The sequence below is a fragment of the Burkholderia sp. YHN3-13 genome (assembly GCF_055810675.1).
Genome location: NZ_JBVVNQ010000003.1, coordinates 141,128 through 165,627 on the forward strand (window position 1 = coordinate 141,128; position 24,500 = coordinate 165,627).

The 24,500-nt window shown below is 60.6% G+C and carries 20 protein-coding genes and 3 pseudogenes; 14 read left to right on the forward strand and 9 right to left on the reverse strand.

Going from position 1 to position 24,500, the window contains the following annotated elements:
* Position 1 precedes the first annotated feature (1 nt).
* The 7 genes from AC0KUR_RS08910 to dapA all read left to right on the forward strand — a co-directional run bounded on the left by AC0KUR_RS08910 (position 2) and on the right by dapA (position 8,913).
* Positions 2–1,123 carry an alpha/beta fold hydrolase gene (locus AC0KUR_RS08910; RefSeq protein ID WP_069706208.1) on the forward strand — a complete coding sequence of 374 codons (1,122 nt, stop codon included), beginning with the start codon at positions 2–4 and terminating at the stop codon, positions 1,121–1,123.
* Between the two features lie 17 nt (positions 1,124–1,140).
* Positions 1,141–1,902, forward strand: a complete 762-nt coding sequence (fabI, locus tag AC0KUR_RS08915; protein ID WP_034190077.1) for an enoyl-ACP reductase FabI — start codon at positions 1,141–1,143, stop codon at positions 1,900–1,902.
* A 503-nt stretch (positions 1,903–2,405) separates the two neighbouring features.
* Positions 2,406–3,833 carry an FAD-binding oxidoreductase gene (locus tag AC0KUR_RS08920; protein WP_049032567.1) on the forward strand — a complete coding sequence of 476 codons (1,428 nt, stop codon included), beginning with the start codon at positions 2,406–2,408 and terminating at the stop codon, positions 3,831–3,833.
* A gap of 95 nt (positions 3,834–3,928) precedes the next feature.
* On the forward strand, positions 3,929–5,029 hold the full coding sequence (locus AC0KUR_RS08925; protein ID WP_473375730.1) for an ABC transporter substrate-binding protein: 1,101 nt from the start codon (positions 3,929–3,931) through the stop codon (positions 5,027–5,029).
* 30 nt (positions 5,030–5,059) lie between these two features.
* Positions 5,060–6,169 carry an ABC transporter ATP-binding protein gene (locus tag AC0KUR_RS08930; RefSeq protein ID WP_034190079.1) on the forward strand — a complete coding sequence of 370 codons (1,110 nt, stop codon included), beginning with the start codon at positions 5,060–5,062 and terminating at the stop codon, positions 6,167–6,169.
* A gap of 3 nt (positions 6,170–6,172) precedes the next feature.
* Positions 6,173–7,975, forward strand: coding sequence for an ABC transporter permease subunit (locus AC0KUR_RS08935; RefSeq protein WP_049028608.1), 1,803 nt, complete (start codon positions 6,173–6,175; stop codon positions 7,973–7,975).
* A 26-nt stretch (positions 7,976–8,001) separates the two neighbouring features.
* Complete coding sequence (gene dapA / locus AC0KUR_RS08940) at positions 8,002–8,913, forward strand: 4-hydroxy-tetrahydrodipicolinate synthase (protein WP_301742425.1); 912 nt, start codon at positions 8,002–8,004, stop codon at positions 8,911–8,913.
* Positions 8,914–8,927: 14 nt separating this feature from the next.
* Here dapA and AC0KUR_RS08945 read toward each other — a convergent pair whose 3' ends face one another.
* Positions 8,928–9,758, reverse strand: coding sequence for an IclR family transcriptional regulator (locus tag AC0KUR_RS08945; RefSeq protein ID WP_034190081.1), 831 nt, complete (start codon positions 9,756–9,758; stop codon positions 8,928–8,930).
* 67 nt (positions 9,759–9,825) lie between these two features.
* Between AC0KUR_RS08945 and AC0KUR_RS08950 the strand changes: the two genes are divergently transcribed.
* The 4 genes and pseudogenes from AC0KUR_RS08950 to AC0KUR_RS08965 all read left to right on the forward strand — a co-directional run.
* The gene (locus AC0KUR_RS08950; RefSeq protein ID WP_473375731.1) at positions 9,826–11,022 is read left to right on the forward strand and encodes an alpha-hydroxy acid oxidase; all 1,197 of its coding nucleotides are present in this window, start codon (positions 9,826–9,828) and stop codon (positions 11,020–11,022) included.
* Between the two features lie 56 nt (positions 11,023–11,078).
* A pseudogene (locus AC0KUR_RS08955) lies at positions 11,079–11,186 on the forward strand (4Fe-4S dicluster domain-containing protein); the annotation flags it as partial.
* A gap of 66 nt (positions 11,187–11,252) precedes the next feature.
* The gene (gene proC, locus AC0KUR_RS08960; protein ID WP_473375732.1) at positions 11,253–12,065 is read left to right on the forward strand and encodes a pyrroline-5-carboxylate reductase; all 813 of its coding nucleotides are present in this window, start codon (positions 11,253–11,255) and stop codon (positions 12,063–12,065) included.
* A gap of 77 nt (positions 12,066–12,142) precedes the next feature.
* A pseudogene (locus AC0KUR_RS08965) lies at positions 12,143–12,597 on the forward strand (IS6 family transposase); the annotation flags it as partial.
* Between the two features lie 741 nt (positions 12,598–13,338).
* Here AC0KUR_RS08965 and AC0KUR_RS08970 read toward each other — a convergent pair.
* From AC0KUR_RS08970 to AC0KUR_RS08980, 3 genes are read right to left on the reverse strand one after another with little or no spacing between them, the layout of a single operon-like run.
* Positions 13,339–15,297 carry a UvrD-helicase domain-containing protein gene (locus AC0KUR_RS08970; protein ID WP_034192165.1) on the reverse strand — a complete coding sequence of 653 codons (1,959 nt, stop codon included), beginning with the start codon at positions 15,295–15,297 and terminating at the stop codon, positions 13,339–13,341.
* On the reverse strand, positions 15,294–15,569 hold the full coding sequence (locus AC0KUR_RS08975) for a hypothetical protein (protein ID WP_473375733.1): 276 nt from the start codon (positions 15,567–15,569) through the stop codon (positions 15,294–15,296). Before AC0KUR_RS08975 ends, AC0KUR_RS08970 begins: the two co-directional genes overlap by 4 nt.
* Before the next feature lie 26 nt (positions 15,570–15,595).
* On the reverse strand, positions 15,596–16,111 hold the full coding sequence (locus tag AC0KUR_RS08980; protein WP_473375734.1) for an ATP-dependent nuclease: 516 nt from the start codon (positions 16,109–16,111) through the stop codon (positions 15,596–15,598).
* A gap of 422 nt (positions 16,112–16,533) precedes the next feature.
* On the opposite strand from AC0KUR_RS08980, the gene AC0KUR_RS08985 reads away from it, so the two are divergent.
* Positions 16,534–17,577, forward strand: a complete 1,044-nt coding sequence (locus tag AC0KUR_RS08985) for a hypothetical protein (protein ID WP_034192155.1) — start codon at positions 16,534–16,536, stop codon at positions 17,575–17,577.
* A 628-nt stretch (positions 17,578–18,205) separates the two neighbouring features.
* A pseudogene (locus tag AC0KUR_RS08990) lies at positions 18,206–18,355 on the forward strand (helix-turn-helix domain-containing protein); the annotation flags it as partial.
* A gap of 208 nt (positions 18,356–18,563) precedes the next feature.
* Here AC0KUR_RS08990 and AC0KUR_RS08995 read toward each other — a convergent pair.
* Together AC0KUR_RS08995 and AC0KUR_RS09000 are read right to left on the reverse strand one after the other, a co-directional pair.
* A complete protein-coding gene (locus tag AC0KUR_RS08995; protein ID WP_034192154.1) occupies positions 18,564–18,962 on the reverse strand; it encodes a PIN domain-containing protein in 399 nt (132 codons plus the stop codon).
* Complete coding sequence (locus AC0KUR_RS09000) at positions 18,959–19,204, reverse strand: AbrB/MazE/SpoVT family DNA-binding domain-containing protein (RefSeq protein ID WP_034192153.1); 246 nt, start codon at positions 19,202–19,204, stop codon at positions 18,959–18,961. Before AC0KUR_RS09000 ends, AC0KUR_RS08995 begins: the two co-directional genes overlap by 4 nt.
* Positions 19,205–19,550: 346 nt before the next feature.
* Here AC0KUR_RS09000 and AC0KUR_RS09005 point away from each other — a divergent pair, with 346 nt between their 5' ends.
* Entirely contained in the window at positions 19,551–20,012 is a 462-nt protein-coding gene (locus tag AC0KUR_RS09005; protein WP_175028207.1) for a hypothetical protein, read from the forward strand.
* A 579-nt stretch (positions 20,013–20,591) separates the two neighbouring features.
* Here AC0KUR_RS09005 and AC0KUR_RS09010 read toward each other — a convergent pair.
* The 3 genes from AC0KUR_RS09010 to AC0KUR_RS09020 form a co-directional block, all read right to left on the reverse strand.
* Positions 20,592–22,157 carry a methyl-accepting chemotaxis protein gene (locus tag AC0KUR_RS09010; protein ID WP_473375735.1) on the reverse strand — a complete coding sequence of 522 codons (1,566 nt, stop codon included), beginning with the start codon at positions 22,155–22,157 and terminating at the stop codon, positions 20,592–20,594.
* Between the two features lie 491 nt (positions 22,158–22,648).
* The gene (locus tag AC0KUR_RS09015) at positions 22,649–23,122 is read right to left on the reverse strand and encodes a hypothetical protein (protein WP_124669478.1); all 474 of its coding nucleotides are present in this window, start codon (positions 23,120–23,122) and stop codon (positions 22,649–22,651) included.
* 72 nt (positions 23,123–23,194) lie between these two features.
* Positions 23,195–24,481 carry an MFS transporter gene (locus tag AC0KUR_RS09020; RefSeq protein WP_473375736.1) on the reverse strand — a complete coding sequence of 429 codons (1,287 nt, stop codon included), beginning with the start codon at positions 24,479–24,481 and terminating at the stop codon, positions 23,195–23,197.
* Between the last annotated feature and the right edge of the window lie 19 nt (positions 24,482–24,500).

The window sequence follows — 24,500 nt, forward strand, 5'->3', positions numbered from 1 at the left end:
GATGACAGCACGCGACACGTCTTCCCCTGCCGCCAGCGCCCCCGCGCTGCCGATTTTCTGGCCGATGGCCGCCGCCACGGCGATGTTTGCGGCCGGCTCCGAGATCACGGCGCGCAATCTCCGCTTCCTCTCGGAAGAGGAGAAGCTCCATTTCGAAGCGCATCCGGCGCTGGCATCGGCGAACCGGCCGTTGCTGGAGCTGCGGACGATGACGTTCCGCGATTATTCGGCCGCGCCGGCACATGGGCTGCCGACGATCGTCGATGCGCCGTACGCGGGGCACAGCGCGATGATCGCCGACTACCAGCCGGGGCAGAGCCTGATGCAGACGCTGCGCGAGCACGGCGTGACGCGTCTGTACCTGACCGACTGGCGCTCGGCCACCGAGGACATGAAGGACCTCGAGATCGACCAGTATCTGGCCGAGCTGAACGTGTGCGTCGACGAACTCGGCGGCCGCGTGAATCTCGTCGGCCTGTGTCAGGGCGGCTGGATGTCCGCGATGTACGCGGCGCGTTTCCCGCACAAGGTCGCGAGCCTCGTGCTGGCAGGCTCGCCGATCGACACCGACGCGGGCGACGGCCCGATCAAGCGGATGGCGCACACGTATCCGACGTCGTTCTACGAGGAACTCGTCGCGATGGGCGGCGGGCTGATGCGCGGACGCTTCATGCTGCGCGGCTGGAAAAACATGCATCCCGACCAGCACTATCTCGCCGAGCACGTCGACCTGTACGAGCATCTCGACGATCCCGAATACCTGCGCAAGCGCGAGGTGTTCGCGAACTGGTACGAAAGCCCGATCGACCTGCCGGGACGCTGGTACCTGCAGGCGATCGGGCAGATCTTCAAGGAGAACCGGCTTGCGAAGGGCTCGTTCGTCGCGCTCGGGCGCACGCTCGACCTGAAGGACATCGCATGCCCGGCCTATCTGCTCGCCGGCGAGGCCGACGACATCACGACGCCGGAGCAGGTGTTCGGCGCGCGCGATCTGCTCGGAACGCCTGCGTCGAGGATCGAGAGCCGGCTCGTGCCGGGCGGCCATATCGGCCTGTTCATGGGGACGCGCACGCTGAAGACGGTGTGGCCCGACATCGCGCGATGGATCGCGGCGCAACGCTAGGCCGGCGGGGGGGCGACATGACATTGCGACACAAGCGGGGGCTCGTCGTCGGCATCGCGAACGAGCGGAGCATCGCCTGGGGATGCGCGCGCGCGTTTTGCCGGGCGGGCGCCACGCTGGCGGTGACCTGGCAGTCGGACAAGACCTTGCCGCACGTCGAGCCGCTGTTCGCGCAACTCGACGCGCCGATCCGGATGCCGCTCGACGTCGGGCGGCCGGACCAGATGGCGGCGGTGTTCGACGCGCTTGCGGCGCAATGGGGCGCGATCGACTTCGTGCTGCATTCGGTCGCGTTTGCACCGAAGGCCGATCTGCAGGGCCGCGTGGTCGACAGTTCGCCGGAAGGGTTCGCGCTCGCGATGGATACCTCGTGCCACTCGTTCATCCGGATGGCGAGGCTGGCCGAGCCGTTGATGACGCGCGGCGGGAGCCTGATGGCGATGAGCTATCTCGGCGCGGAGCAGGTCGTCGCGAACTACGGGGTGATGGGGCCGGTCAAGGCCGCGCTCGAGGCGAGCGTGCGGTACCTGGCGGCCGAACTCGGCGGCGCGGGCATTCGCGTCAACGCGATTTCGCCGGGCGTGCTGCCGACGCGCGCGGCGTCGGGCCTGCCGGACTTCGGCCGGCTGCTTGACGACACCGCGCGCCGGGCACCGCTGCATCACGCGCTCGACATCGACGACGTCGGTGCGTTCTGCGCGTTTCTTGCCAGCGACGGCGCACGGGCGATCACGGGCGGCACGCACTATGTCGATTCCGGTATGCACATGCTCGGTTAGGCTGCCGCATGCATATGAGGCGATCGTCGATCGAGATCCTGCCTCGAAGAGCAGATCCGCTCCGCCGTGCTCACGATGCTGGCCGAGGCGGGCGACACCGCGCCGGCTAGCAGTACCGTAACCGACTGAATCGCCCGGAAAATGCCGGTTAGCGCGGAAGAAAGATAAAAGATCGAGGGCTCGCGAACAGGCCGATTGCGTGAAATCCCAATAGCGGCAAGGGCCGGCTGCAGGCAACTCGGCACCCTGAAGTCGCCACATTTCGCATGAAAAGGACGCATACCCCGCCCGCGTCATCAAGGGCCAAACCAACGAACAAACGCTCGGGTTGCGACAAATTGCACCGGATACGCCCTTGATTCAAGGGGAAGCGCTACGGGTTTGCACTCGAATCAATTGCAATGCGATTATTTGTATTCCATTGCAATTTTGATGATCCTATCCTTCGCAACATGAATTGACCGGCGGCAACGGCAACCGGTGCAACCTGCGAGGAATGGAACATGGAAGTCGAGGTCGGACTGATCGCAGCACTACAAGCGAAATTGGGCGCAGATGCGGTGCTGACCGCCGAAACTGACATGGCGGGCTTCGTCGAGGACTTTAGAGGGCGTTACAAGGGCCGCGCGCTGTGTGTCGCGCATCCGTCGTCGACGGAGCAGGTCGCTTTCATCGTCAGACAGTGCGCCGCGCACGGCGTGTCGGTCCTGCCGCAAGGCGGCAACACGAGTCTGTGCGGTGGCGCAGTGCCGCGCAGCGCGGGTCCGGCACCTGTGATCGTCAGCCTCGCGCGCATGCGGCGCATCCGTGCGCTTGATGCCGCCAATCGCTCGATGGAAGTCGAAGCCGGTTGCATTCTGAAGACCGTGCAGGACGAAGCGGCGGCGGTCAATTGCCTGTATCCCGTGAGCCTGGGCGCGGAAGGTTCCTGCCAGATAGGCGGCACGCTGTCGACGAATGCGGGCGGCACGAGCGTGCTGCGTTACGGCAATACGCGCGACAACGTGCTCGGCTTGGAAGTCGTGCTCGCCGACGGCAGCATCTGGAACGGGCTGCGTAGCCTGCGTAAGGACAATACCGGTATCGATCTCAAACAGGTGTTCATTGGTGCGGAAGGCACGCTCGGCATCGTCACCGCCGCGACGCTCAAGCTGCATCCGCTGCCCACTCACCACGCGCTCGCGTGGTTTGCACCGGTCAGCCCCGAAGCGGCTCTGCGCGTACTCGGCATGTTCCAGACAAACTGTGGATCGCGTCTGTCTGCTTATGAATTGATGAACGCGCGGCAATTGCAGCTCGTGGTCGAGCGCGTGTCGGACCGTCGCAACCCGCTGGCGGAAACGCATGCGTGGCACGTACTGGTCGAATTGTCGGATACGCGCGATGGCGCGGAGATGGAGGCCATCCTGCAGCGCACGCTCGAGGAAGCCGCAGAAGCGGATCTGATCGAGGACGCGATCATCGCCATGAGCGACGCGCAGCGCGCGAATCTCTGGGAAGTGCGCCACAGCGTGACCGAGGCAAACAAGGGCGCGGGCGTGGGCTTGACGACAGATTGTTCGGTGCCGATCTCCGCCGTGCCGACCTTCATCGACGATGCCACGCGCGCCGTGCATGAGATCGCGCCAGATCTGGACGTGGTGATCGTCGGGCACATGGGTGACGGCAATATTCACTTCATCCCGATGTTTTCCTTCTCGGCATGGCAAGCGCTGGCCGATGCGCCGTCGATGGGCAGTGCGCTGCGTCGCGCCGTCAACGACGTGGCGCATCGGCTCGGCGGTTCGTTCAGTGCGGAGCATGGCATCGGCGAAACCGGTCTCGTCGAAATGGCGCACTACAAGTCGTCGGTCGAACTGGCCGCGATGCGCGCCATCAAGCAGGCGCTGGACCCGAACAATCTCATGAATCCGGGGCGTCTCATTCCCTGAGCTTGGCGGATGTGATCGGAGCGCAGGCCAGCTCGTCAATCGGTCGATTACTGCGTTCAATGATTAATACGTAGTACAAATCTTTGGAGTTCACGATGAAGTCGAAGAAATCCGAGCACTGCACGATCGAAAATCCGGCACGCCGAAGCGTGATGAAACTGGCGGCCGCCGGTGCGGCGTCGGCGGCGTTTCCATTTGTCTGGACTCCGGCGCGTGCAGCGAACAAGCGCATCGTCGTTCGAGACGACGGTGGAATCTATACGAAGGCGTACCGGGCCGTCTACTACGAGCCGTTCGCCAAGGCGACCGGCATCGAGGTGGTCGGCGTGCAGGCGAACGCGGAACCGACCGCGCAGATCAAGAGCATGGTGGACGCTGGCAGCTACACCTGGGACATGGCGAAGATCAGCCAGCCGGCCGTGCTGATGCTCACGGCGGGCGGCAAGGAATATCTCGAGCGCCACGGACTCGAAGCCGATCCGGCCGTATCGAAAGTCCCCAGCCAATATATGTCGCCGTTCGCGGTGGGCACGAACGTGTATGCGACCGTACTGGCGTATCGCACCGATGCGTTCAAGGGCCGCAAGGCGCCGTCGTCGTGGGCCGATCTCTGGAACGTGAACGAGTTTCCGGGTCGCCGCGCCATGCGCAAATATCCGTTCGACACCATCGAGGAAGCGCTGATGGCGTCGGGCGTTCAACCCGGCCAGGTGTATCCCTGCAATCTCGACCGCGCGTTCGCGAGCCTCGACAAGATCTCGAAGCACGTCGATGTCTGGTGGACGACGGGCGCACAGGTTGAGCAGATGCTCGGCTCCGGCGAAGTCGCGATGGTCGCGACCTGGGCGTCGCGCGCGCAATCGGCGATGGCCAACGGTGCACCGGTTTCCATCGTCTGGAACCAGAACATCTGGGGATGTGACAGCTGGGCGATCCTGAAAGGCACGCCGAACGCGAATGCCTGCCGCGAATTCATCAAGTTCGCGACCGATCCGAAGCGCCAGGCGCAACTTGTCGATTACTTCCCGGCGGGCCTCACACTGCCTGCGGCGTTCAATTATGTGAAGCCCGAAGTCGCGAAAAATTGTCCGACCTTTCCGGACAACATGAAGACTGGTGTCCATATCGACGCGAAGTACTGGCTGCAAAACCAGAGTACTGCGCTGGAACGATTCAACCGTTGGATTCTTTCCTGATCTTTCAGCACTTTCCGGATTTCGACGCCAATGTCAGCTACCAATCTCACTGTCAACGGACTCAGCAAACGCTACGGCGATTTCGTCGCGCTTGCCCCGACGGATCTCGACGTCGCCCAGGGCGAATTCCTGACCCTGCTCGGGCCGAGCGGATCGGGCAAGACCACTTTGCTCAGCCTGATCGCGGGGCTGTCGCATCCCGATAGCGGCAGCATTCACATCAACGGGACCGACGTAACCTACGGCGCGCCGTACGAACGTGACATCGGCATGGTGTTTCAGAACTATGCGCTGTTCCCGCACATGACGGTGGGCGAAAACATCGCGTTCCCGTTGCAGATGCGCAAGGTCGACGCCGCCGCGACGCGTAAGCGCGTCGCCGAAGCACTGGAGATGGTGCATCTTCCGCACTTGGCCGGGCGTTATCCGCGCGAGCTGTCCGGTGGCCAGCAGCAGCGGATCGCGCTGGCGCGTTGCATGGTGTATCGCCCGTCGATCATCCTGATGGACGAGCCCTTGGGCGCGCTCGACAAGAAGCTGCGCGATCACATGCAGCTCGAAATCAAGCGCATTCACCGCGACCTCGGCACCACGATCGTCTACGTGACACACGATCAGGAAGAGGCGATGACGATGTCGGACCGCATCTGCCTAATGAACGCCGGCGCGATCGCACAACTTGGCACGCCTGCTGATCTGTATTTTCGGCCCAAAAGCGTGTTTGTGGCCGATTTCCTCGGCGAATCGAATCTGCTCGACGCCACGGTGTCGTCGCGCGACGACGAACGCGTGGGTATCGCCATCGGCGGGCGCCACTGCGGTCACGCGATGGCGTACGACGGCAGCCTGCGCCCCGGCAGCAAGGCGCGGATCATGATCCGTCCGCAGAACCTGCATGTGGAAGCCGGCAACATCGGTGCGGACCAGCCGAACCAGGCGGAGTCGATGCAGGCGCGGCTCACCGACATCATGGTGACCGGCGGCATGACGAAGCTGTATTTGCAGGCCATCGAGCCCGTGAACGGCGGCACGGAAGTGATCGCCGCGTTCCCGACCAACCGGCTCGGCGAGCAATACGAGATCGGCCAGGCGCTGCGCCTGCGCTGGTCGGCGTCCGATGCCGTCGCGATTGCGGAGTAAGTCATGAATCCTTTCGCGCTCACTGTTCCCGCCGAGGCGAACCGCACTGGCCTGCAACGGCTGCGCTGGCGCCGCGCGCTGCGCATCGCCGCGATGGTCGCGCCGATCGTCGTGCTTCTGGCGGTGTTCCTGATTTACCCCGTCGGGCAATTGCTGCTGCTGAGCATTCGCGACGACAGCGGCTTCTCGCTCACCGAATACCGACGGCTGTTCGCGTCGCCCGTCTACATCGAAGTGCTGTGGGTGACGATGAAAATCTCGCTGCTCACGACGTTCTTTTCAGTGCTGACCGCTTATCCCGTCGCGCTGTTCATTTCGACGCTCACGCGCGAGCGCAAGAGCAAAGTGTTGTACTGGGTGCTGCTGTCGTTCTGGACCAGCTTTCTCGTACGTACGTTCGCATGGGTGGTGCTGCTCGGGCGCAACGGCGTCATCAACTGGACGCTGATGCATCTCGGCATCATCGATCAGCCGCTCGATCTCCTCTACAACCTGTCCGCCGTGATCGTCGGCATGGTGCATGCGCTGATGCCGCTCGCGATCCTCACGATGCTTTCAGTGATGGAGAATATCGACCGTCGCCTGCCGACCGCTGCGGCGACGCTTGGCGCGCGCCCGGGCACCGTGTTCTGGAAGGTGTATTTCCCGCTCTCGCTGCCGGGCGTCGCGTCGTCGGCGCTGATGGTGTTCGTCACCGCGATCGGCTTCTTCATCACACCGGCGCTGCTCGGCGGCCGTCGCCAGACCATGATCACGCAGCTCATCATCGACCAGGTGATGCAGGCGCTGAACTGGCGCTTCGCTGGCGCGATCTCGGTGCTGTTGCTCGTGGTGGTGCTGGTGGTGTTCGTGGTCTACGACCGCATGGTGGGCCTTTCGACGATGGCCGGCGGCAGCTCCACGACGGGCACGCCGCAGAGCGGCCGCCGCTGGAGCCGAAAGGCCGGCGACGTCGTGCTGACCGCGCTCGGAAATCTGACCGACGCCGTGTTGCATATTGTGCCGACGCCGCGCCGCAGCGCGAGCGGCGACAAGCAGCGTTCGCTCCGCACGGTGGTCTGGCTGATCCTGATCTTCTTGAGCGCGCCCGCGTTCCTCATGATTCCGCTGTCGTTCGACTCGCTCTCGGGTCTCGCGTGGCCGCCCCACGGCTTCTCGTTGCAGTGGTATCAGCAGGTCGCGGATTCGCCGCTCTGGATGCAGGCCGTCACGCGGTCGCTCTTGGTCGGCGTGGGCACCGGCGTGCTTTCGATGGTGATCGGTACACCCGCCGCGTTCCTGCTCGTGCGCGGCGGCCTCAAGTGGAATGCGGCGATGCTGGCCTTCGTGCTCGCGCCGATTGTGGTGCCGCGCATGATTCTGGCGGTCGGGGTGTTCTACTTCTTCGCCCGCATCGGCCTGGTCGGCTCGTCGTTCGGGCTGATACTCGCGCATACGGTCGTGGCTGTGCCCTACGTCGTCATCACGATGATGGCGGTGCTGCGCAACTACGACGTGCGTCTCGATCTCGCCGCGCAGAGCATGGGCGCACGCCGTTTCACGACACTGCGCCGCGTGACGTTCCCGATTCTCGGCGCGGGTTTGATGTCGTCGTTCCTGTTCGCGTTTGCCACGTCGTTCGATGAACTCACGATTGCGCTGTTCACCTCGGGCGGTTTGAGCACGACGCTCCCCAAGCAGTTCTGGGACGAGACGACCATGCAGATCTCGCCCGTGATCGCTGCCGTCTCGACGTGCTTGTTTGTCTTCATTTCGGTGCTGATCGCGGTTGCAGACCGCCTGCGCCGCCGCAGTCTGGCTTCCTGACTGGTTTTCCTTGAGAGATTGATTGAATGATCACTTCACAAAATCTGCGCGGCATCCTGCCCGCGATCCCGACGCCGGTCCATGCGGATGACACGATCGACGTCGACGCCGCGCGCCACCTGCTGCGTTACCTGCTCAAACAGGGCATCGACGGTCTGGTTCCGCTCGGCGGCACTGGCGAATACGGCGCGCTCCCGCGTGCTGAACGCATCCGCATGGCCGAGTTGTCGGTCAAGGAAGTCAACGGCGACGTGCCGGTGATCGCAGGCGTGCTCGACCCGGGCTATCACGACGCATTGCAGGCCGGCAAGGAGTTCGCCGCCGCGGGCGCGGACGGGCTGCTGGTGCTAACGCCGTACTACACGAACCCGACCCAGCAGGGCATTCGCGACTACTTCTTGCGCTATGCGGACGAGTCGCCGGTGCCGATCCTGATCTACGAAATTCCGTACCGCACGCGCATTGCAATCGCGCCGGAGGTGCTGCACGAGCTGTCTCGTCACGAACGCATCATCGGCATGAAGGCATGCAACACGGACATGTGGCACTTCCTGCGCACGGTGGCGGGCGTCGACGAATCGTTCTCCGTGCTGAGCGGCGAGGACACGCTGTTCCCGATGCACCTCGCGGCAGGCGCGCGCGGCGGCATCGTCGTGACCGCGACGCTGTTGCCGACCGCGTGGCGCAAGATTCAGGAGCATGTCGAGAACGGCCGCATCGGGCAAGCGCTCGAATTGCATCGGTCGCTGATTCCTCTCATGAATCTCGCGTTCGCGGAGACGAATCCGGGGCCCATGAAGGCAGTGATGGATCTGATCGGCGTCGACGCGCCGCATATGCTCGCACCGCTCGTGAAGCCAGATGCCGCGCTGGCCACGAAGCTGCGTTCCGAGCTCGCGAAGCAGCTCGCCCTGTTCGAGCCGGGGGTTGCCGCCTGAGCGGCGCTGCTACGTCAGCGACGGAAAGTGGAAAGCCGTGACTTCGAAATGGAAGTCGCGGCGACCTGAATGTGTTTGGCGAGTTCGGCTTCGGCGCGCTCGATCGACCAGCGCGAGGTGGGCACGGCGATGTTGATGGCGGCGACTGCGGTGCCACCATGATCGGTGATCGGCGCGGCCACGGCGATGTCGCCCAGCACGGTTTCGTTCTCGACGATGGCATAGCCGCGTCGCGTCGCGAGCCGGATGCGTTCGAGCAGCTTGTCGGGATTGATTTCGGTGTAGGGCGTGATCGGTTCAAGGCGCGTCTGGGCGAGGATGCGTTTGACCTGCGCCTCGGGCAAGCGCGACAGGATAGCGATACCGGATGCGGTGAACATGGCTGGCAGGCGCGCACCCACGACGATATCGACATTGACGAGGTGACGGCCCGGGAAGCGCGCGACGAACACGATTTCAGTGCCGTCGAGCTCCTGGAGATTGGTGGTCTCGCCGATTTGTCGGCTGATTTCGAGGAGATAGGGCGACGCCTTGTCGACGAGTTCATTGGCGCGAATGTAGTTGTATGAAAACTGCAGCACCTTCGAGGTGAGACCGTAATTTCGGGTGTCCGGCACGCGATAGAGATAGCCGAGTTCCTCCAGCGTATGCACGACGCGCTGGGTGGCGCTGCGATCGAGATCGGCTACGCGCGCGATGTCGCCTAGCGTCATGTGACGGCTCGGTCCGTCGAAGGCGTGCAGCACGCGAAACGTCTTTTCGGTCGAGCCGATGAACAGCGACGAACGCTCGGCTTTGCGTGCGCTTTCCGTTTTGCGCGGGGATTCGGAGGTAGTTTTCGGCATGGACAGTCCGTAGGAGACGGATGGCGGCCAGGTGGCGACGCATCGATTTTCAATCGGTGTAATTGTAATGCAATTATTTTCTCATGGAACTTCAGGGACCGACATGCTGGCTTGCGTTGACGATTACCGCCGTGCCGCTCGGGCGCGCCTTGCCGGGATTGCATGGGATTACCTCGAAGGCGCGGCCGAAGATGGCGATTCGATGCGCGCGGCGCGCAACAGCTACGGGCGATGGCAGTTCAGGCCGCGTGTCCTGGCGAATGTGTCCGCGTGCTCGCCGGCCACTTCGATATGGGACCGCGAAGTCGCTGCACCGATGATCGTCGGACCAACCGGGCTCAATGGTCTGTTCTGGCCGAGGGGCGACGAGATACTGGCGGCGGCCGCAGCCGAAGCGGGTTTGCCGTTCGTCGTGTCCACGGCGGCAACGTCGTTGCTGGAGGACGTGCGTGCCGCTGCACCGGATGCGGATCTGTGGCTTCAGTTGTACGTGCAGCGCGACCGCGCGATCGCCGAGGACATGATGCGGCGCGCGAGCGATGCGGCGTTCAGCACGCTGGTGTTGACGGTCGATACGCCCGTTCATGGCAATCGCGACCACGATGTGCGCAATGGCTTTCGCATGCCGCTGAGGCCGTCGGCGAAGTTGTTGCTGGACTGCGTCCGGCATCCGCGGTGGTCGTGCCAGATGCTGTGGCACGGCGTGCCGCAACTGCGCAACATCGCGAAGAGCGTGGGCGAAGCCGAGAACCTGGACCGGCAGGCCGCGTTGCTGAGCCGAGAGATGGACCTGGCGTTGCAATGGTCCGATGTCACGTGGATACGGCGTCATTGGCGCGGGCGCGTGGTCGTTAAAGGCATTCTGGATGTCGATGACGCACTTCTCGCTCGCGACGCCGGCGCGGATGGCGTCGTGCTGTCGAATCATGGCGGCAGGCAGCTTGCGAGCGCGCCTGCGCCGCTCGACGTGCTGCCGGAGATTCATCGGCAGGTGGGCCGCGATCTGCGCGTTTTCGTCGATGGTGGCGCGCGGCGCGGTTCGGACGTCGTCAAGGCAGTCTCGCTTGGCGCGACAGCGGTGCTGCTCGGACGCGCACCGCTCTACGGGCTGGCCGCGCGAGGCAAGGGCGGTGTCTCGCATGTGCTCGCGCTGATGAAAGCGGAAATGAATACGACGATGACTCTGCTTGGACGAACCCGAGTCGAGAGCTTGAATCGCGAGTGTGTACGGCCTATTGGGACTTCATTGGCGGAAGTCGATTAAGCGAGTCTGACGAATACTTTTGTACTTGTCTCGCTCCTTCGCTTAGATCTACTTATGCGCAGAACTGCGTGCACTGCAAGACCTGCGACATCAAGGACCCGACGCAGAACATCGTGTGGGTCACGCCCGAAGGCGGCGGCGGGCCGAATTACCCGAATATGTAATGACGCAGCCCACCGATCGCGCTGCGTCGAAATCAATGAACACCTCATCCAGATAGCGAGCCACTCATGAAGATTGCATTTATCGGCGCAGGAAATATGGCGAGCGCGCTTATCGGCGGATTGATCAGCCGTGGTGCCGCTCCGGGCGATATCGCCGCGATCGACCCGGGCGCGGAAGCGCGCGCGAAATGCAGCACGACGTTCGGCATCGACGCGCACGAACGCATCGATTCGGGGCTGTCGGAAAGCGACGTGATCGTGCTGGCCGTCAAGCCTCAACAGATGCAGGCAACCTGTGCATCGATCTCGCCACTGCTGCGGGGACAGCTCGTCATTAGCGTTGCTGCGGGCGTTCGGGTGCGGGAACTGTCGAACTGGCTGGGCGGGCACACACGCGTGGTGCGCGCCATGCCGAACACGCCCGCGTTGATCGGTTTGGGCGCTACGGGTCTTTTTGCATCCCCGGAGGTCGGTGGCGATGATCGCGAAGACGCATCGACGATTCTCGGCGCGGTGGGCGTTGTCAGCTGGTTCGACGCCGAGGACGATCTGGATTCGGTGACGGCGATCTCCGGCAGCGGGCCCGCTTACGTTTTCTATTTCATCGAAGCGATGCAGGCGGCCGCTGAAGAGTTCGGATTCTCGTCGGCGCAGGCACGCGCGCTGACGCTTGCGACATTCAAAGGCGCGGTGCAACTTGCGTTCGAATCGACCGATCCAGTGAGCGTGCTGCGCGAACGTGTGACCTCAAAGGGGGGGACAACGGCTGCTGCGCTCGCCGCATTCGCGCGGGCCGATGTCGCCACGAGCATCAAGCGCGGTGTGCTCGCGGCGAAAGTTCGCTCGAAACAGCTCGGCGACGAATGGGTTTCTGTATAACGACGCGATTCGCCGGCAGATTCGAAAGATCCAAAGCGAAAAATTGCGCATTTCCACCCGACAAGCGGCTTTGTCACGTGTTCGAGCGCGGCGTGATCGTAAGCTATGAAACGATCCGCCGTTGGTGCGACAAGTTCGGCGTCGGTTTCGCCTACCGGATCAAGGCCAGCCGGCGCCGCCTTGGAACCAACTGGCACCTCGACGAAATCTTCGTGACGCTGCGTGGCGAGCCGCATTCGCTGTGGCGCGCGGTCGACGAGCAGGGCACCGAAATCGACATCTTGCTGCAGAATCTACGCGACAAGGCCGCAGCCAAACGCTTCTTTCAGCGAGTGCTGCGCTCGTGCTCCGCACCGAACAAGATCGTCACCGATCAGTTGCGCAGCTATCCGGCGGCCAAGGCAGATGTTCCGGAACTCGTAAACGCGGAGCATATTTTCGTCAAAGCGGCTGCCCGCGTGAACAACCGAGCGAGAACAGTCATCAGCCTACACGCGAACGCGAGCGCCGCATGCGAGGCTTCCGGCTTCCGACTGCCGGAGCGCACGCAGGCATTCCTGGTCAGGAATTTTACATAATGCTGATGATCAACTTTTTTGTGTGTAGCAGCTATATCCTAATGTCGTGTTCGGGGGTTTCGGCGCGTGCTGGCGGCGGTTCGAACTGCCGGAGCGCATCGTGGGGCAACCTGGAGTGCTCAGGGGTAAAAGTGTGCGGTTTAGAGCGGTTTACATCCCGGGCGTATAGATTTTTTACCTCACATTTCAACCACATACATCATTTCGGGACAAAAAATATCACATTCCAACCACATAGATTTCCGCATCGTTGATACGGTCGATCCATTCACATGGTTGACGGCACCAGATCGCCCGCAGGATGGTTCTCTCGTCTGAGCGCTGCGCGTGCAGCCGGCAACGACTGCGATGTGATTCCGCGTTAGGAGGAGCCGAATATTGGACAGGGCATCAGTATCGATTGGACGGTTGTGCAGATGAGGCCAGCGTTTTGCAGAACCGTTGCACGAGCGGCGCAGCGACGGGCTGCGACGGTAGCTGGAGTGACGACGAACAGGCGGTCGACAAATGTCCTTGAGATGGTGGAACATATTGAAATCGGATGACGTAGTGCCCAGCAAGGGAGCTTGCCGGCCGATAACCGTGGAACAGTCGATGAAATGACTGTTCCATTCCGAGACATTGGCCGTGGACAAATGGCATCCTATGTTGCCGGGACGGGACGGGCCGGGACGGCAATTAGCGCCACGGTGGTATCAAGTGAGTGGCGGAATTACCTCAAACTCACCGTTGACAAACCAGTCACTATTTTTGATCTGTGCCAAAGCTGCAGTTGGGTCAGAAGACCAGAGTACCAGTGCCAACGACTCTTGTGCACGGCTGCAAGTCACGTACAGGAGGCGCAGCGAGCGATCAATAGTTGTTTCCTTGCCGCTGTCAACATTCTCCCAGTCCCTGCTACTGAGCTTCGACCCTCCAAAAATCTTGTCATAGGAAATTTGGTTGCCATTGGCCACCTTGTCGTCCATCACCACCATGACATGGCGGAATTCAGAACCTTTGACGACCTGATGAGTGGCAAGTGTCGAATTTCCTTCAAGATACTTTCGGTACTTCTGGAGCTGATTCCAAGGAGCAGCAAACAGCTTGCACCATCCGCGACGCATTCGATCTTGCTTGGACTCCTCTTCTCCTCGACCGGGGGCAGGAGGTGGGGGAGACTTGTCGGCGTATGCGACTAAAAGGCGATCGTCAACTTCAAACAGATTTGCGCTCAAAACCGTTGCGAGCACATCGCTCACAGTAGATTTCGGGTCTGTGCAAACGGTGGCGAAAGCGGTGACGGCTTGACGAATTTCGTCGACACGGCATGCGCGTAACGCTGCGTCCTCGGGCATATCGTCGAGGCGACCGTAGCGCCGAAAGACCTCGGTGACCTTGGACTCGTCCACCGCACCGTCAGCGCCGACACATGCCTCAAGTTGAGCAAGCTCGTTCAGCAATACTTGCGCAGCAGCGGGTCCCTTGTTTTCGCCACTTCCGCTTGGAGCGGCAGTGTTCGGGTCGAGCAGGAGCATCGCATCAAACGCCTCGAGAAACGATCCGCGTGTTGCCACGAGCTTGTGCTCCAAGGCGAGCAGTTGGAATTTTCCATCGCTCCAGGCGGCCGCACCGCTTGCGTGCCGCATCTGGTCAGCACACCAACGTTCGCCGCGCACTTTTTCCTCCGGCGTAAGCGATGTGTTGCCTACATAGAGTCGAACCACGCCGCCGGCCTTCTCTGTTCGTGGATGTTGTGCCACACCGTTAGCTGGTTGCGTCCTGCCTTCAAGCTTTGCCTCCCAAATTTTGTTGATGAGGGTGACAATTCGGCGCTGACTGCGATGGTTCATTTGCAGTTCGGGGGTTGCCCAACTGGGCGGGACTAAGCTTGGGAGATTTGAGTGCCCATCGGTGTAAATGCGTTGTCGATGGTCGCCAAGCAAACCGAGGGTAAGGCCATTTCCCCGCGGCTCCGCAATATCGATCAATGCATGTAGCATGCCCTTCATCGTGTCCTGGGACTCGTCAATGAGGATGATCGGATGGCTGTCTTTGAGGATAGTCCTGAGCGTGGGTTTGTTCTGCAGGAGCCAAGCCGTCGCCTCGAGCACGTGATTATGTGCAAGCGCCCCGGCCCCGTAAGTATTGCGGTCCGGGTGATAGACGAACACATCTGTGGATCTAAACTCCTCGATGTCTGCTTTTATTTCATCTAGGTCCCGTTGTTTTGCCTTCGTGATGCCTCTTGGCTTCGCCAGGGCCTCTTCAGTTTCCTTTTCAAGTTTGGCTTGCGTGACTGCTATGAGCGCGGCCCGGATGTCTTCGTTAAACCCGCCGATGAGTTCCCAACAAAACGCGTGGATGGTGGAGACATTGACCAGGTCGTTATCCCCCAAGCGTCCGTTGATCACCGAGACCGCGTTCTGAGTGTATGTCACCACGCGTATGGACCGTCCGTACATCCGCAGGCGCCGCGCAAGTTGACCACCTTTCTCATGCTCCACGACACCCGTCAACCGGCGTAGCACTTCAACGAGGGTACGTGTTTTCCCTGAACCCGCGCCGGCAAAAAGGAAGTAACTACGGGCGGGCTCCTCGGTGAGATAGCCGCAGATTTCTTCGACAACCCCGGCGTCGCGATTGTTGTCAGCGATCATGGGAACCGTGTTCATCCCATCAGCTCCTGGTTGGGTTCAAGCTGTTTCGTCAGCCATACTAGGGCGTCCGCGATGTATTTCGGGCACGTAACCGGCGCTTTTGCGGAAACTTTCTCGAAGATGCTCGCGGCGAAGTCTCCCTTTTTGAACGAGTCGTGCATCAGCACATGGAGCGCGCCTAACAGTTCGGCAACCGTCCCGGCTTTCGCGACTGTTTTTGCAACGGAGCCAAGCGCGCCGGTGGGGGCCTCGTTCTCTGTATCATCGTCATCATCTTTCTCGTCCATCAGGCCCTTGAACCAACCGATGTTTGTCAGGATGAGCGAGTCTTCGAACGTACTAGGCCACTTGCCGCGTTTGCAAACAGCAGGTCAGTGTGCTGAACACGGAAGTATCGCTCAGCGAACTGGCGAGTCTTCGTGTCGTCGCCAAAAACTTGTCCAAGGTTGACAACTTCGGTCGTTGGCATGCCGCTCGTTGCGTTCTTTGCGACGCGGCGAACGTACCGAAGTCTGTCAAAATCCTCAGCATGGGCCAGATGACTCGAATGGGTGCTAATAAGCAACTGACTCTGCAGGGTCGACGCATCCTTTTCGGTGGGATTGATGAGCTTGTATGCCTTATCCGGAAAGATGCGTTGCACCTGAACATGAAGGTGTGCCTCGGGCTCCTCGATCATTACCAAATGAACAGGTGCCGGCGAACCTTTCTCGGGCTTGAGCCGGGCGGCTTTGAACGAAACCAACTGATAGCTGAGTGACTGCAGATTCTGATAACCAAGCCCGATCGAGTATTCCGGAAGGAGTTCTTCGTGCGACTCCTTTTGCATGCTGTTCGATGATGGTTGATTCCTAGCAAAGAGCACAGTCCCAGTTACCTCCCGCTGTCCAATTTGGTCGATGAACCATCCGCGAGTTTGCCCGTTCCAGTGACTGCTTTCGATGTTCTACCACCGCTTAACTGTCCACCCGCAGCTTAGGTTGAACATCGCTCCATGGCTGATTATCGACGAATCCAGCCAGCCGTCACTGCTCGTGAGCGGCTCTTCGGGTTAGCCGGAAATTTGTGACGTCTTTTTTGATATCCAACAGCCGTTCGTCCACTCGCGTGTAGAAATCAAAACAGCACTGCCCTTCCGGAAGCCCAGCGGCGACATGAGGACCAGGTCGTGCCACAATTCGCGTGCACGGACACCAACCTTGAACGGAATCTCATTCCTTGACCTCTACGATAAACGACGGAACCCACAATATGAAAACCTCTCCCGAGGTTGAGCAGCGCGTGCAGGACTTGATACGTGGCCTCGAAAAGGACCCAGCCATTAACTGTCCTATTACGTTTAACTGGCACGGTAATTCCGACCTCGCTAACGCAGCGAGCATGCGCGTGCGGGTGTTCGCGCAAATGATGCGTGATGAGCGCAAGGGCGTTTCCTTCAAGGGCCTCAAGGGTATAACGTTCCACCACGATTATGAGCAAGGGCTGCGTGACGCGGTCGGCAACGCAACCGGCGTCCCAAAGCCCACTCGCGAAGCCAGTGGTTTGAGCATCGGAATGATGGTCGTCACCGCGGCCGGCCCGGAGCTTGTGCTTGATGAATCAGTTGCGCTGGCATTGGCCGCCTATGACGAACCTGGCAACGCGTGGGCCGAACAGACTATTCGGCACGAGCTGTGCCACGTCGACGATTTCATATTCAAGAAGCAACTTCTAGACCTTTATCCCGAGCAAAGCACGCTCACACGCTTCGAGAACAACTTCTACGGTCCCGCTCTCACCATGTGGGATGAGTTCTACGCGAACCGTTATTCATTCGGCAGTTGGTCCGAACCCCGGCTCTTTCTCGACCTGCTCCGGGACTCCGTCAACGACGTGCGGCCGCAACTGATAACTGAAATTCGGCGCTACCGAGGTCATCACAGACTTGATGACCTGCTCGCGTTCGCAGTACCGAAAATGAAATTTCTGGCCCAGTGCTTTGGGTACGCGGCTGGGGTACTGGCTGCACAGCACACGACGCTCCTCGAAGAGGCCCCGCTCGAGCATGCCTTGCTCAAGAAATACGGGATGCTTGATGCCTGGGAACAATGCTACGTGACGCTGCTGGACCTGGACGCACGGCGCCCCGACTGGCAATCGATTCTCGAGCTTAAAGCACTTTTCCCGTGCTGCTCGGCCTTGTTTGCGAGTCTCGGCTTTGAATACCGGCCACACGGGACCGAAACGTGGGTTTCCATTCCCGAGACGTCAGAAACCGACCCGCGGCTCGCAGCCCTCGCCGAACTCCGAAAATAGGCAGCGCACGTTGCCGCGTACCCCGTAAGTTGATGAATTATGAGGCAGAAAAGCGCATGAGATGATTAAAATATGGTGGCTTTTGAAGCCCAAGATGCCCGAGTGCAAAAGGGGTACCTCGCTTCGTCGTATAGGTAGTCCTGGAAGCAATGGCAAAACGGGTTGCCACTCCTGCTGATGCAATTCCACGAGGGTCGTAGCCAGTACACCTGCTGAGGCACTCGATGCGCTCAGCAGGTCAACGCAAAGCTGCTCGAAGTTTGCAAAGTGTAATGTTGAGGTTGCTCTGTCAAGTCGGCAAACTACTCGGCGAGATGCCTCGAAGAGGAAGTCGCGGAGCAAAACGAGCCTCTGCCGACCATCCAAGACCTGTTCCACACTCCAACCGCATAGATTTTCAACCCCAAAGCCCGTCTACATCCCAACCGCATACTTTTGTTCGACGGAAAAAAGACGTACATCTCAACCGCATAGTCTTTCTCGTCGTGCCGAGTCAAACGTGCCGCGGAGCAAAAATATGTGCGGTAAAAAACCATGTGGTTTAGGTTTCCTCCTACCCGCAAACCCTTGTCGCTGCGAGATCCACACACTCACACTTTTCCTCCGGAGCACTCCTGGACTGATCACCATGAGCATGCGGGAGCTGGATCGTCTGAAGGTCGTGGAAGCTGTGGTCGAGCAGCGTCTGATGCCTTGGCGGGCCGCGGAGCGGCTCGGGATCAGTCGACGGCAGATTGAACGGCTGGTCGCCCGGTATCGGGCTGCTGGCCCGGCCGGTCCGATTTTTCCAGCGTAGGAGACTCCCAACGAACTTCGTAGCTTCCATCCATTGCGTTTACTGCCGAGGCGGCGCCAATTGCCACGCTCGCAACACTGCACGCCATGAAGAAAGCTTTTTCAGCTTGTACACCTGCTTCGGCTGCCGGCCGTGCGGAGCACTGGCTAGCGCGCCAGGTTGGTTTCCTGTTTATCGGCTTGCACGGCGATTACTTGATCAACTGCATCCCTGCGACCTTGGCGGCCCCGACATCAAAGGTAGCCGTGTACTCACAATCGGCTGCATGGCCGGAACGCTCGATCAGGCAGTCTGCGAAATCCGCCTTTGAAGATGCCGCGTACACGCGAAGTGCCTTTCGCACCGTGTCCGCACCTTCAACTGCCAGTTCCTTGGTGCCGATCATCGAGTCGATGATGTCCTTCATCTGCTCGCGCTCAACGCCGTAGCACCGCCCGAGCACCCACACAACTTCGACCAAGGCGACCTGCGAAACGTATCCCGGCCGCTCGGTCGACAGAGACTCCATCAGCGCCGTCGCCTTCCTCGACTGTACGTCGTCGTCCTGGGCGAAGTAGCGGACCAGCACGTTCGTATCCAATCCGATCATTTCGCGGATGCTCCTTGGTCCGCGATGGCTCGATTCATTTCCTCGATCGACACCGGTTTCGCGGGCTTTTTCACGATGCCCTTGAGCGACGCAAGCGACCGCGTGGCCGGATAGACCTCATACCTGCCAGTTCCCTCGTTAAAGCTGAACTCGATCCGGTCGCCGGCCTGCAAACCAAGCTGATTGCGCACGTCCACGGGAATCGTGACCTGACCCTTTGATGTGATGGTTGCTGCTGTCATGATGGTACCTCCTATATTCCTTACTTTAAGGTAAGGCGATCGCTCACGCAAGGGCAAGATCGATGCATCCACCACACTCGGTCCGACAGGTTCGGCGACCGTCGCACCTTCCCCTGGAAGCCGTTGTCCGGCCCGGGGCCGCCGGCACCCTCCCGATTCTTCCTGGAGCACGTCCATCATGAAAATTTCGTCCACCCGCAGCGGCGCCGTTTCCGAACACACGCAGGACAGCCCGGCCGGGCATCCCGCAGGAAAACCGCGGGCGCCTGCCGCATCGTTAGGATAGCTTTCCGATTTGTCAGCGATGGCTCGCCCGAAGCGGGGTGCAGGTGCAACGGGCCCCGCGATGGGTGCGGACAATGGCACCACGCCGTTTCATGCCGGCACGCAGAACGATTGCGGCCTGCATACCATCGCGTCCCTGACCGGCTGGTCCGAACCCACGGTGGTGCAGAAGCTCGGGCTGTCGGAGCAGGACGTGAACGACATCAGTGCGCACGGCATGCAGCCCGATACGGTGACCGCCGCGTTCAAGCACATCAACAACGGCAACGTCGAGCATCGCCAGGGCACCGCCGACGATCTCGTCAAGGGGCTGGCTCAATTCCCGGAAGGTCACCAGTTCGCGCTCGGCATGCAGCGCGATTCGGGCATCGGCCACCTGGTGTCCGCGAAACGTGTCGGCGACCGCCTCGATATCACCGATCGTCAAATCAACCAGACGACGTCGGTCCGCAGTGAGCAGGAGCTTCAGCAATACCTGCAGCAACAGGGCGCGTCGAAAATCCACACCTGGTACGACAAGTAAACGGGGCACCGGCAACCGGTGCCCTGCCCGATGCCGGCCGGGCATCGCCGAGCAGCGCCTCGGCGGCGGCTCGCGGCTTCCATCTGCCGATCATGCGCCGGACAGGGAGAACGGCATGCCACGCCTATCGTCCGCCGTGACCTGCATCTGCAAGCGCGCGGATGAGCCGGTTCTATCTGGTCGGCGTTCAATGGGAGAAGCCCGGGCGATCCAGGACGCGTTGACCCGACACTCCATGGACGGACGCATGCCGGACCGTGCGATGCTCGATCGAGGCTGACACGACGACATCGGGCTGCGGAACCCGTTGCCGATTCGACACGAGCAATTCGTGCGTCGACAATGGGAAGCCACGACTGCGGAGCGGGAAACACTGAGTCACGCGGGTGCGCAGGCAGACCGCCTTTCCGCGCGCTACGATTCGATCGTCGCATTGCCCGACGCGCTGTCGGGCAACATCCGGCATCAAGGGACCGGGCCATTCGTCCGCGTTCGCTTGACCGCGATTCCGCCCGACGGTGCGCCCGCAGGCCGTGCTCGCGAGCGCACCGCCCCTTCCATTCGACAATACGCTCGGCTCTACAGCCCCTCACCTCGTCCAAGCTGAAACACCGACACGACCTCCACGAGTTCCCGGGACTGCTGACGCAGACTGATGGCCGCTGCCGCCGTTTGCTCGACCAACGCGGCGTTTTGCTGCGTCGTACGCTCCATCTGGCCGACGGCTTCGCCGATCTGGGCCACGCCGAGCGATTGCTCGGTGCTGGCGGCGCTGATTTCGCTCATCGTCTCGGTGACGCGACGGATCGAGTTCACGACTTCGGTCATCGCCACCCACGCGCGCTCGACTTCCGCCGAGCCTTGAGCGACGCGCCCCGCGCTCGAGCCGATCAGCTTCTTGATCTCCTTGGCCGCATCGGCCGAACGTCCGGCCAGGCTGCGCACCTCGCTGGCAACGACCGCGAAACCTCTGCCCTGCTCGCCGGCACGCGCAGCCTCGACCGCGGCATTCAAGGCCAGGATGTTCGTCTGAAAGGCAATGCTGTCGATGACACCCGTGATATCCGAGATTCGATGGGAACTGTCGTGGATGCCCTTCATGGTCGCCACAACCTGGTTGATCACTTCGCCGCATTGCGCGGTAACCGTGGACGCGTTCACGGCCAATTGATTCGCTTCGTGAGCATTATCGGCATTCCGGGCCACCGTGGAACTCAGTTCTTCCATGGACGCGGCGGTTTGCTCGAGCGCACTGGCCTGGCTCTCCGTGCGAGAGCTGAGATCGTCGTTGCCCTGTGCGATTTCGGCACTCGCCGCCGCCAGGTTATCCGAGCCGCGGCGCACATTGGAAACCACGCGAAGAAGTGCAGCTTGCATGTCACGCAAGCTGCCGAGCAATTGGCCGAGTTCGTCCGTGCCATGAACATCGACACGAACGCTAAGGTCGCCTCTGGCCACTCGATGCGCGACGTCCGTCGCGCGCATGAGCGGCCGGGTAATACTGCTGGTGATCAGCCATCCACATACCACGCTCAGCAGCATGCCGACCACGCCGAACGCGATCATCAACGTGCGCCCGAATTGATAATTTGCGTCGATCTCGGCCGCGAGTCCGTCGATTTCCACGCGCTGGTACTTCACCAACGCGTCGACTTTGTCGACCAATTGCCGCGCGGTCGGTATGAACTGCTGTTCGAGCAACTGGTCGGCCTGTTCCGCTTTTCCTTCTTTCTTCAACGCATAGATCCGATCCCGGATAGCGAGGAAAAGCTTGCGTTGTTCGCCGATGGCAGCGAACAAGCGCTTTTCCGTGCCCGACGTCATCAGCGCCTCGATGGCCGTTTGCTTCGCCGCAGACACTTTCGATGCAGCAATGGCTTCGTCGTTGAAATAGCTGGCCAGCCCCGGATCGGCACTCTTGGCAATCGCGGTAGTACGCGTAACCGCGACGCTGATTTGCCGGGACCAGTCATTGACCAGCCGTTCGGTCTGCAACGGCTTGGCGACCAGGTCTCGGGTTGCCTGGGCAACGGAAGACAAACGCATCAGTCCGATGACGATCCCGATCAACGACATCGCCAATACCAAGGTAAAACCGAGCCCGAGCCGCTTGCCGATGTTCAACTTCGAAATAACGGTCAACATACCTTTCACTCGTTCATGTTGATGAAAAATTGATGAATTCAAGACACGTGATTAATTCGGTTTACTGAGTATTTTTATTATCGTCACTCATCGAATAAACTTGAGGAAAGATGCCGTTCTGGGCGAGGTCCGCGCTTTCCCGTAGCGCCACTCCAGGCGGACATATGTTCTGCCCGCGAAGCGCGGGCGCGTGCCCGGCACTTCGCGCGCATCGTCATGCAGAGTACAAGGTGTCGACTGAACCGATCTCGCCTCGGAACGAGAATCGTCGAATATCTTTCAAGCCAACTCGGCTATTCGAGGCGTTGCATCGAGTCCGCTGCCTGTCATGCGAAAACAAGCCGACATCGCGTGTAGCGGGATACCTGGTCGCGCATGTCGTTCCTGCATACACGCGGGAATCCCGTAGAGACCGGGCCCGTTCTCCGTCATTGAAATGACTCGAATAAATCCGGAAAACCACACTCCGAAGCAAGACCATTTTTATCGCATCAGTAAATTAATACGTGCTCGGCGATCGCCTGCTTCAACTCCTTCAAAACAAGCGTGAGAAGACGAGATACTTGCATTTCGACCCCGTCGCCCTCGACGGTAACGAGAGCACTCACCCTGTTTCCTTCGATGCTGCCGAGCCAGTCGAGGTCTTGCGGACGTGTCGACCACAATAGCAACGGCACGCCTCGCGGCAATTGACTCAACCGGTCATCCCCGCTCGTCTTCGACGCATTGGACATGCTGCCCGACATCAGCGACTCGCTCCATGCACGGTGTGCATCAGCGGGATCGTCAATCTGGAGAAGCGCCACCTCCGGCACCGCCGTCAAGGAGGCTACGGTCGCTGAAACCGCGGCCACGCCAGGGCTTGGATCAACGACGACACACACGCGGGCCCGCTCCGAAGGCGGTAATAGCCAATTCCACATCGAGGCCTCCAACGATACCGCGTCCAGTTTCCTTGCACTCATTCCGACCTCGCCTCGCATTTCATCGAAACAGTCTCGGACCGCATCCGGTGAAGCAATCGCTCGATGCGCTGCCTATCGAAGATTCAACATCGATCGGCATCCCCGCAATGCACTCAAACTCAGCACGCCGAGCAGCATCAGGTAAAACGCCGGCGATGCCAAATTGCCTGTCTGATGTATCAACGATGCGACGATCAGCGGCGCGAAGCCGCCAAACAGCGTGACGCCGATGTTGTAGCTGATAGCCATACCGGTCGCCCGGGTTCCTGTCGGAAATACTTCCGACATCAACGCGGGTAGTGCGCCAAAATAGACCGCCTTCAGCGTCCCGATCCAGGCCATCATCGCAATGAGCCTTCCCAGATCGGGATGCGCCCCAAGCAATTTGAAGACCGGATAAATGGTCAAGATAAATGCTGTCCCGGCCCAGGTCATCAGTCTAACGCGGCCGATCTTGTCCGAAAGATAGCCAACGAACGGCGTGACGAACGTCAGGATGCCGCCGGTCAACATCGTTGCGATGAAGCCGAAACTGGCAGGCAGATGAAGCTCGCGTACCGCGTAGGTCGGAATATAAAGAATGACGTAACTGGCGCCAGTGGAAAGGACGAGCGTACCGATCGCCAACAACATTCTGGTTTTCTGATTGACGAACACCTCCCTTACCGGGAACGATTCGGGCCTTTCATGCCTTGCGCCATCGCTCTCATGCACGTGCTTTCGCAAGTACAGGCCGACGGGACCGATCAGCACGCCAAAGAGAAACGGCACGCGCCAACCCCATGAGTCGATCGCGTCTCCATCCAGGATCAAGGTGAGGAGAACACCAAAACCGGCCGCGAGCATGTAGCTCAATCCCTGACTCGCGAACTGGAAGCTGGCGAACAATCCCTTGCGTTCGGGACACTGCTCCACCAGAAAGGCCGTTGTACTGCCAAATTCGCCGCCCGCGGAAAAACCCTGAAGCAATCGAGCGCAGATCACCAGGATCGGTGCGGTCACCCCGATCGACTCGTAACTCGGCGTCAGTGCGATCGTCGTCGTGCCGACCATCATCGTAACAATCGAAACCATCATCGATGCCTTGCGACCGCGACGATCCGCATACGAACCCAGCACGAGCGCGCCGATCGGCCTGGCCAAATACGAGATCGCGAATGTCCCGAAGGTCAGAAGCAGGGATACCCCACTGCTCGACGCCGGAAAGAAAGCCTTTGAAATCGAGATGGCGAAGAATCCGTAAATCAGTATGTCGAACCACTCCAACGCATTGCCGACGGTTGCGGCAGACACCAGTCGAAAAACGTTTGGCGCTCGTTCCCTTGCCGGCGCGGCATCCACCATTTCCATCGTACGCATCTCATTCTCCGTTAACTTA

What these genes read in the sequence shown, in the direction of transcription:
- AC0KUR_RS08910 (WP_069706208.1), top strand. Translation starts at nt 2, where the DNA reads ATGACAGCACGCGACACGTCTTCCCCTGCCGCCAGCGCCCCCGCGCTG.
- fabI (WP_034190077.1), top strand. Translation starts at nt 1,141, where the DNA reads ATGACATTGCGACACAAGCGGGGGCTCGTCGTCGGCATCGCGAACGAG.
- AC0KUR_RS08920 (WP_049032567.1), top strand. Translation starts at nt 2,406, where the DNA reads ATGGAAGTCGAGGTCGGACTGATCGCAGCACTACAAGCGAAATTGGGC.
- AC0KUR_RS08925 (WP_473375730.1), top strand. Translation starts at nt 3,929, where the DNA reads ATGAAGTCGAAGAAATCCGAGCACTGCACGATCGAAAATCCGGCACGC.
- AC0KUR_RS08930 (WP_034190079.1), top strand. Translation starts at nt 5,060, where the DNA reads ATGTCAGCTACCAATCTCACTGTCAACGGACTCAGCAAACGCTACGGC.
- AC0KUR_RS08935 (WP_049028608.1), top strand. Translation starts at nt 6,173, where the DNA reads ATGAATCCTTTCGCGCTCACTGTTCCCGCCGAGGCGAACCGCACTGGC.
- dapA (WP_301742425.1), top strand. Translation starts at nt 8,002, where the DNA reads ATGATCACTTCACAAAATCTGCGCGGCATCCTGCCCGCGATCCCGACG.
- AC0KUR_RS08945 (WP_034190081.1), bottom strand. Translation starts at nt 9,758, where the DNA reads ATGCCGAAAACTACCTCCGAATCCCCGCGCAAAACGGAAAGCGCACGC.
- AC0KUR_RS08950 (WP_473375731.1), top strand. Translation starts at nt 9,826, where the DNA reads ATGCAATTATTTTCTCATGGAACTTCAGGGACCGACATGCTGGCTTGC.
- proC (WP_473375732.1), top strand. Translation starts at nt 11,253, where the DNA reads ATGAAGATTGCATTTATCGGCGCAGGAAATATGGCGAGCGCGCTTATC.
- AC0KUR_RS08970 (WP_034192165.1), bottom strand. Translation starts at nt 15,297, where the DNA reads ATGAACACGGTTCCCATGATCGCTGACAACAATCGCGACGCCGGGGTT.
- AC0KUR_RS08975 (WP_473375733.1), bottom strand. Translation starts at nt 15,569, where the DNA reads ATGGACGAGAAAGATGATGACGATGATACAGAGAACGAGGCCCCCACC.
- AC0KUR_RS08980 (WP_473375734.1), bottom strand. Translation starts at nt 16,111, where the DNA reads ATGCAAAAGGAGTCGCACGAAGAACTCCTTCCGGAATACTCGATCGGG.
- AC0KUR_RS08985 (WP_034192155.1), top strand. Translation starts at nt 16,534, where the DNA reads ATGAAAACCTCTCCCGAGGTTGAGCAGCGCGTGCAGGACTTGATACGT.
- AC0KUR_RS08995 (WP_034192154.1), bottom strand. Translation starts at nt 18,962, where the DNA reads ATGATCGGATTGGATACGAACGTGCTGGTCCGCTACTTCGCCCAGGAC.
- AC0KUR_RS09000 (WP_034192153.1), bottom strand. Translation starts at nt 19,204, where the DNA reads ATGACAGCAGCAACCATCACATCAAAGGGTCAGGTCACGATTCCCGTG.
- AC0KUR_RS09005 (WP_175028207.1), top strand. Translation starts at nt 19,551, where the DNA reads ATGGGTGCGGACAATGGCACCACGCCGTTTCATGCCGGCACGCAGAAC.
- AC0KUR_RS09010 (WP_473375735.1), bottom strand. Translation starts at nt 22,157, where the DNA reads ATGTTGACCGTTATTTCGAAGTTGAACATCGGCAAGCGGCTCGGGCTC.
- AC0KUR_RS09015 (WP_124669478.1), bottom strand. Translation starts at nt 23,122, where the DNA reads ATGAGTGCAAGGAAACTGGACGCGGTATCGTTGGAGGCCTCGATGTGG.
- AC0KUR_RS09020 (WP_473375736.1), bottom strand. Translation starts at nt 24,481, where the DNA reads ATGCGTACGATGGAAATGGTGGATGCCGCGCCGGCAAGGGAACGAGCG.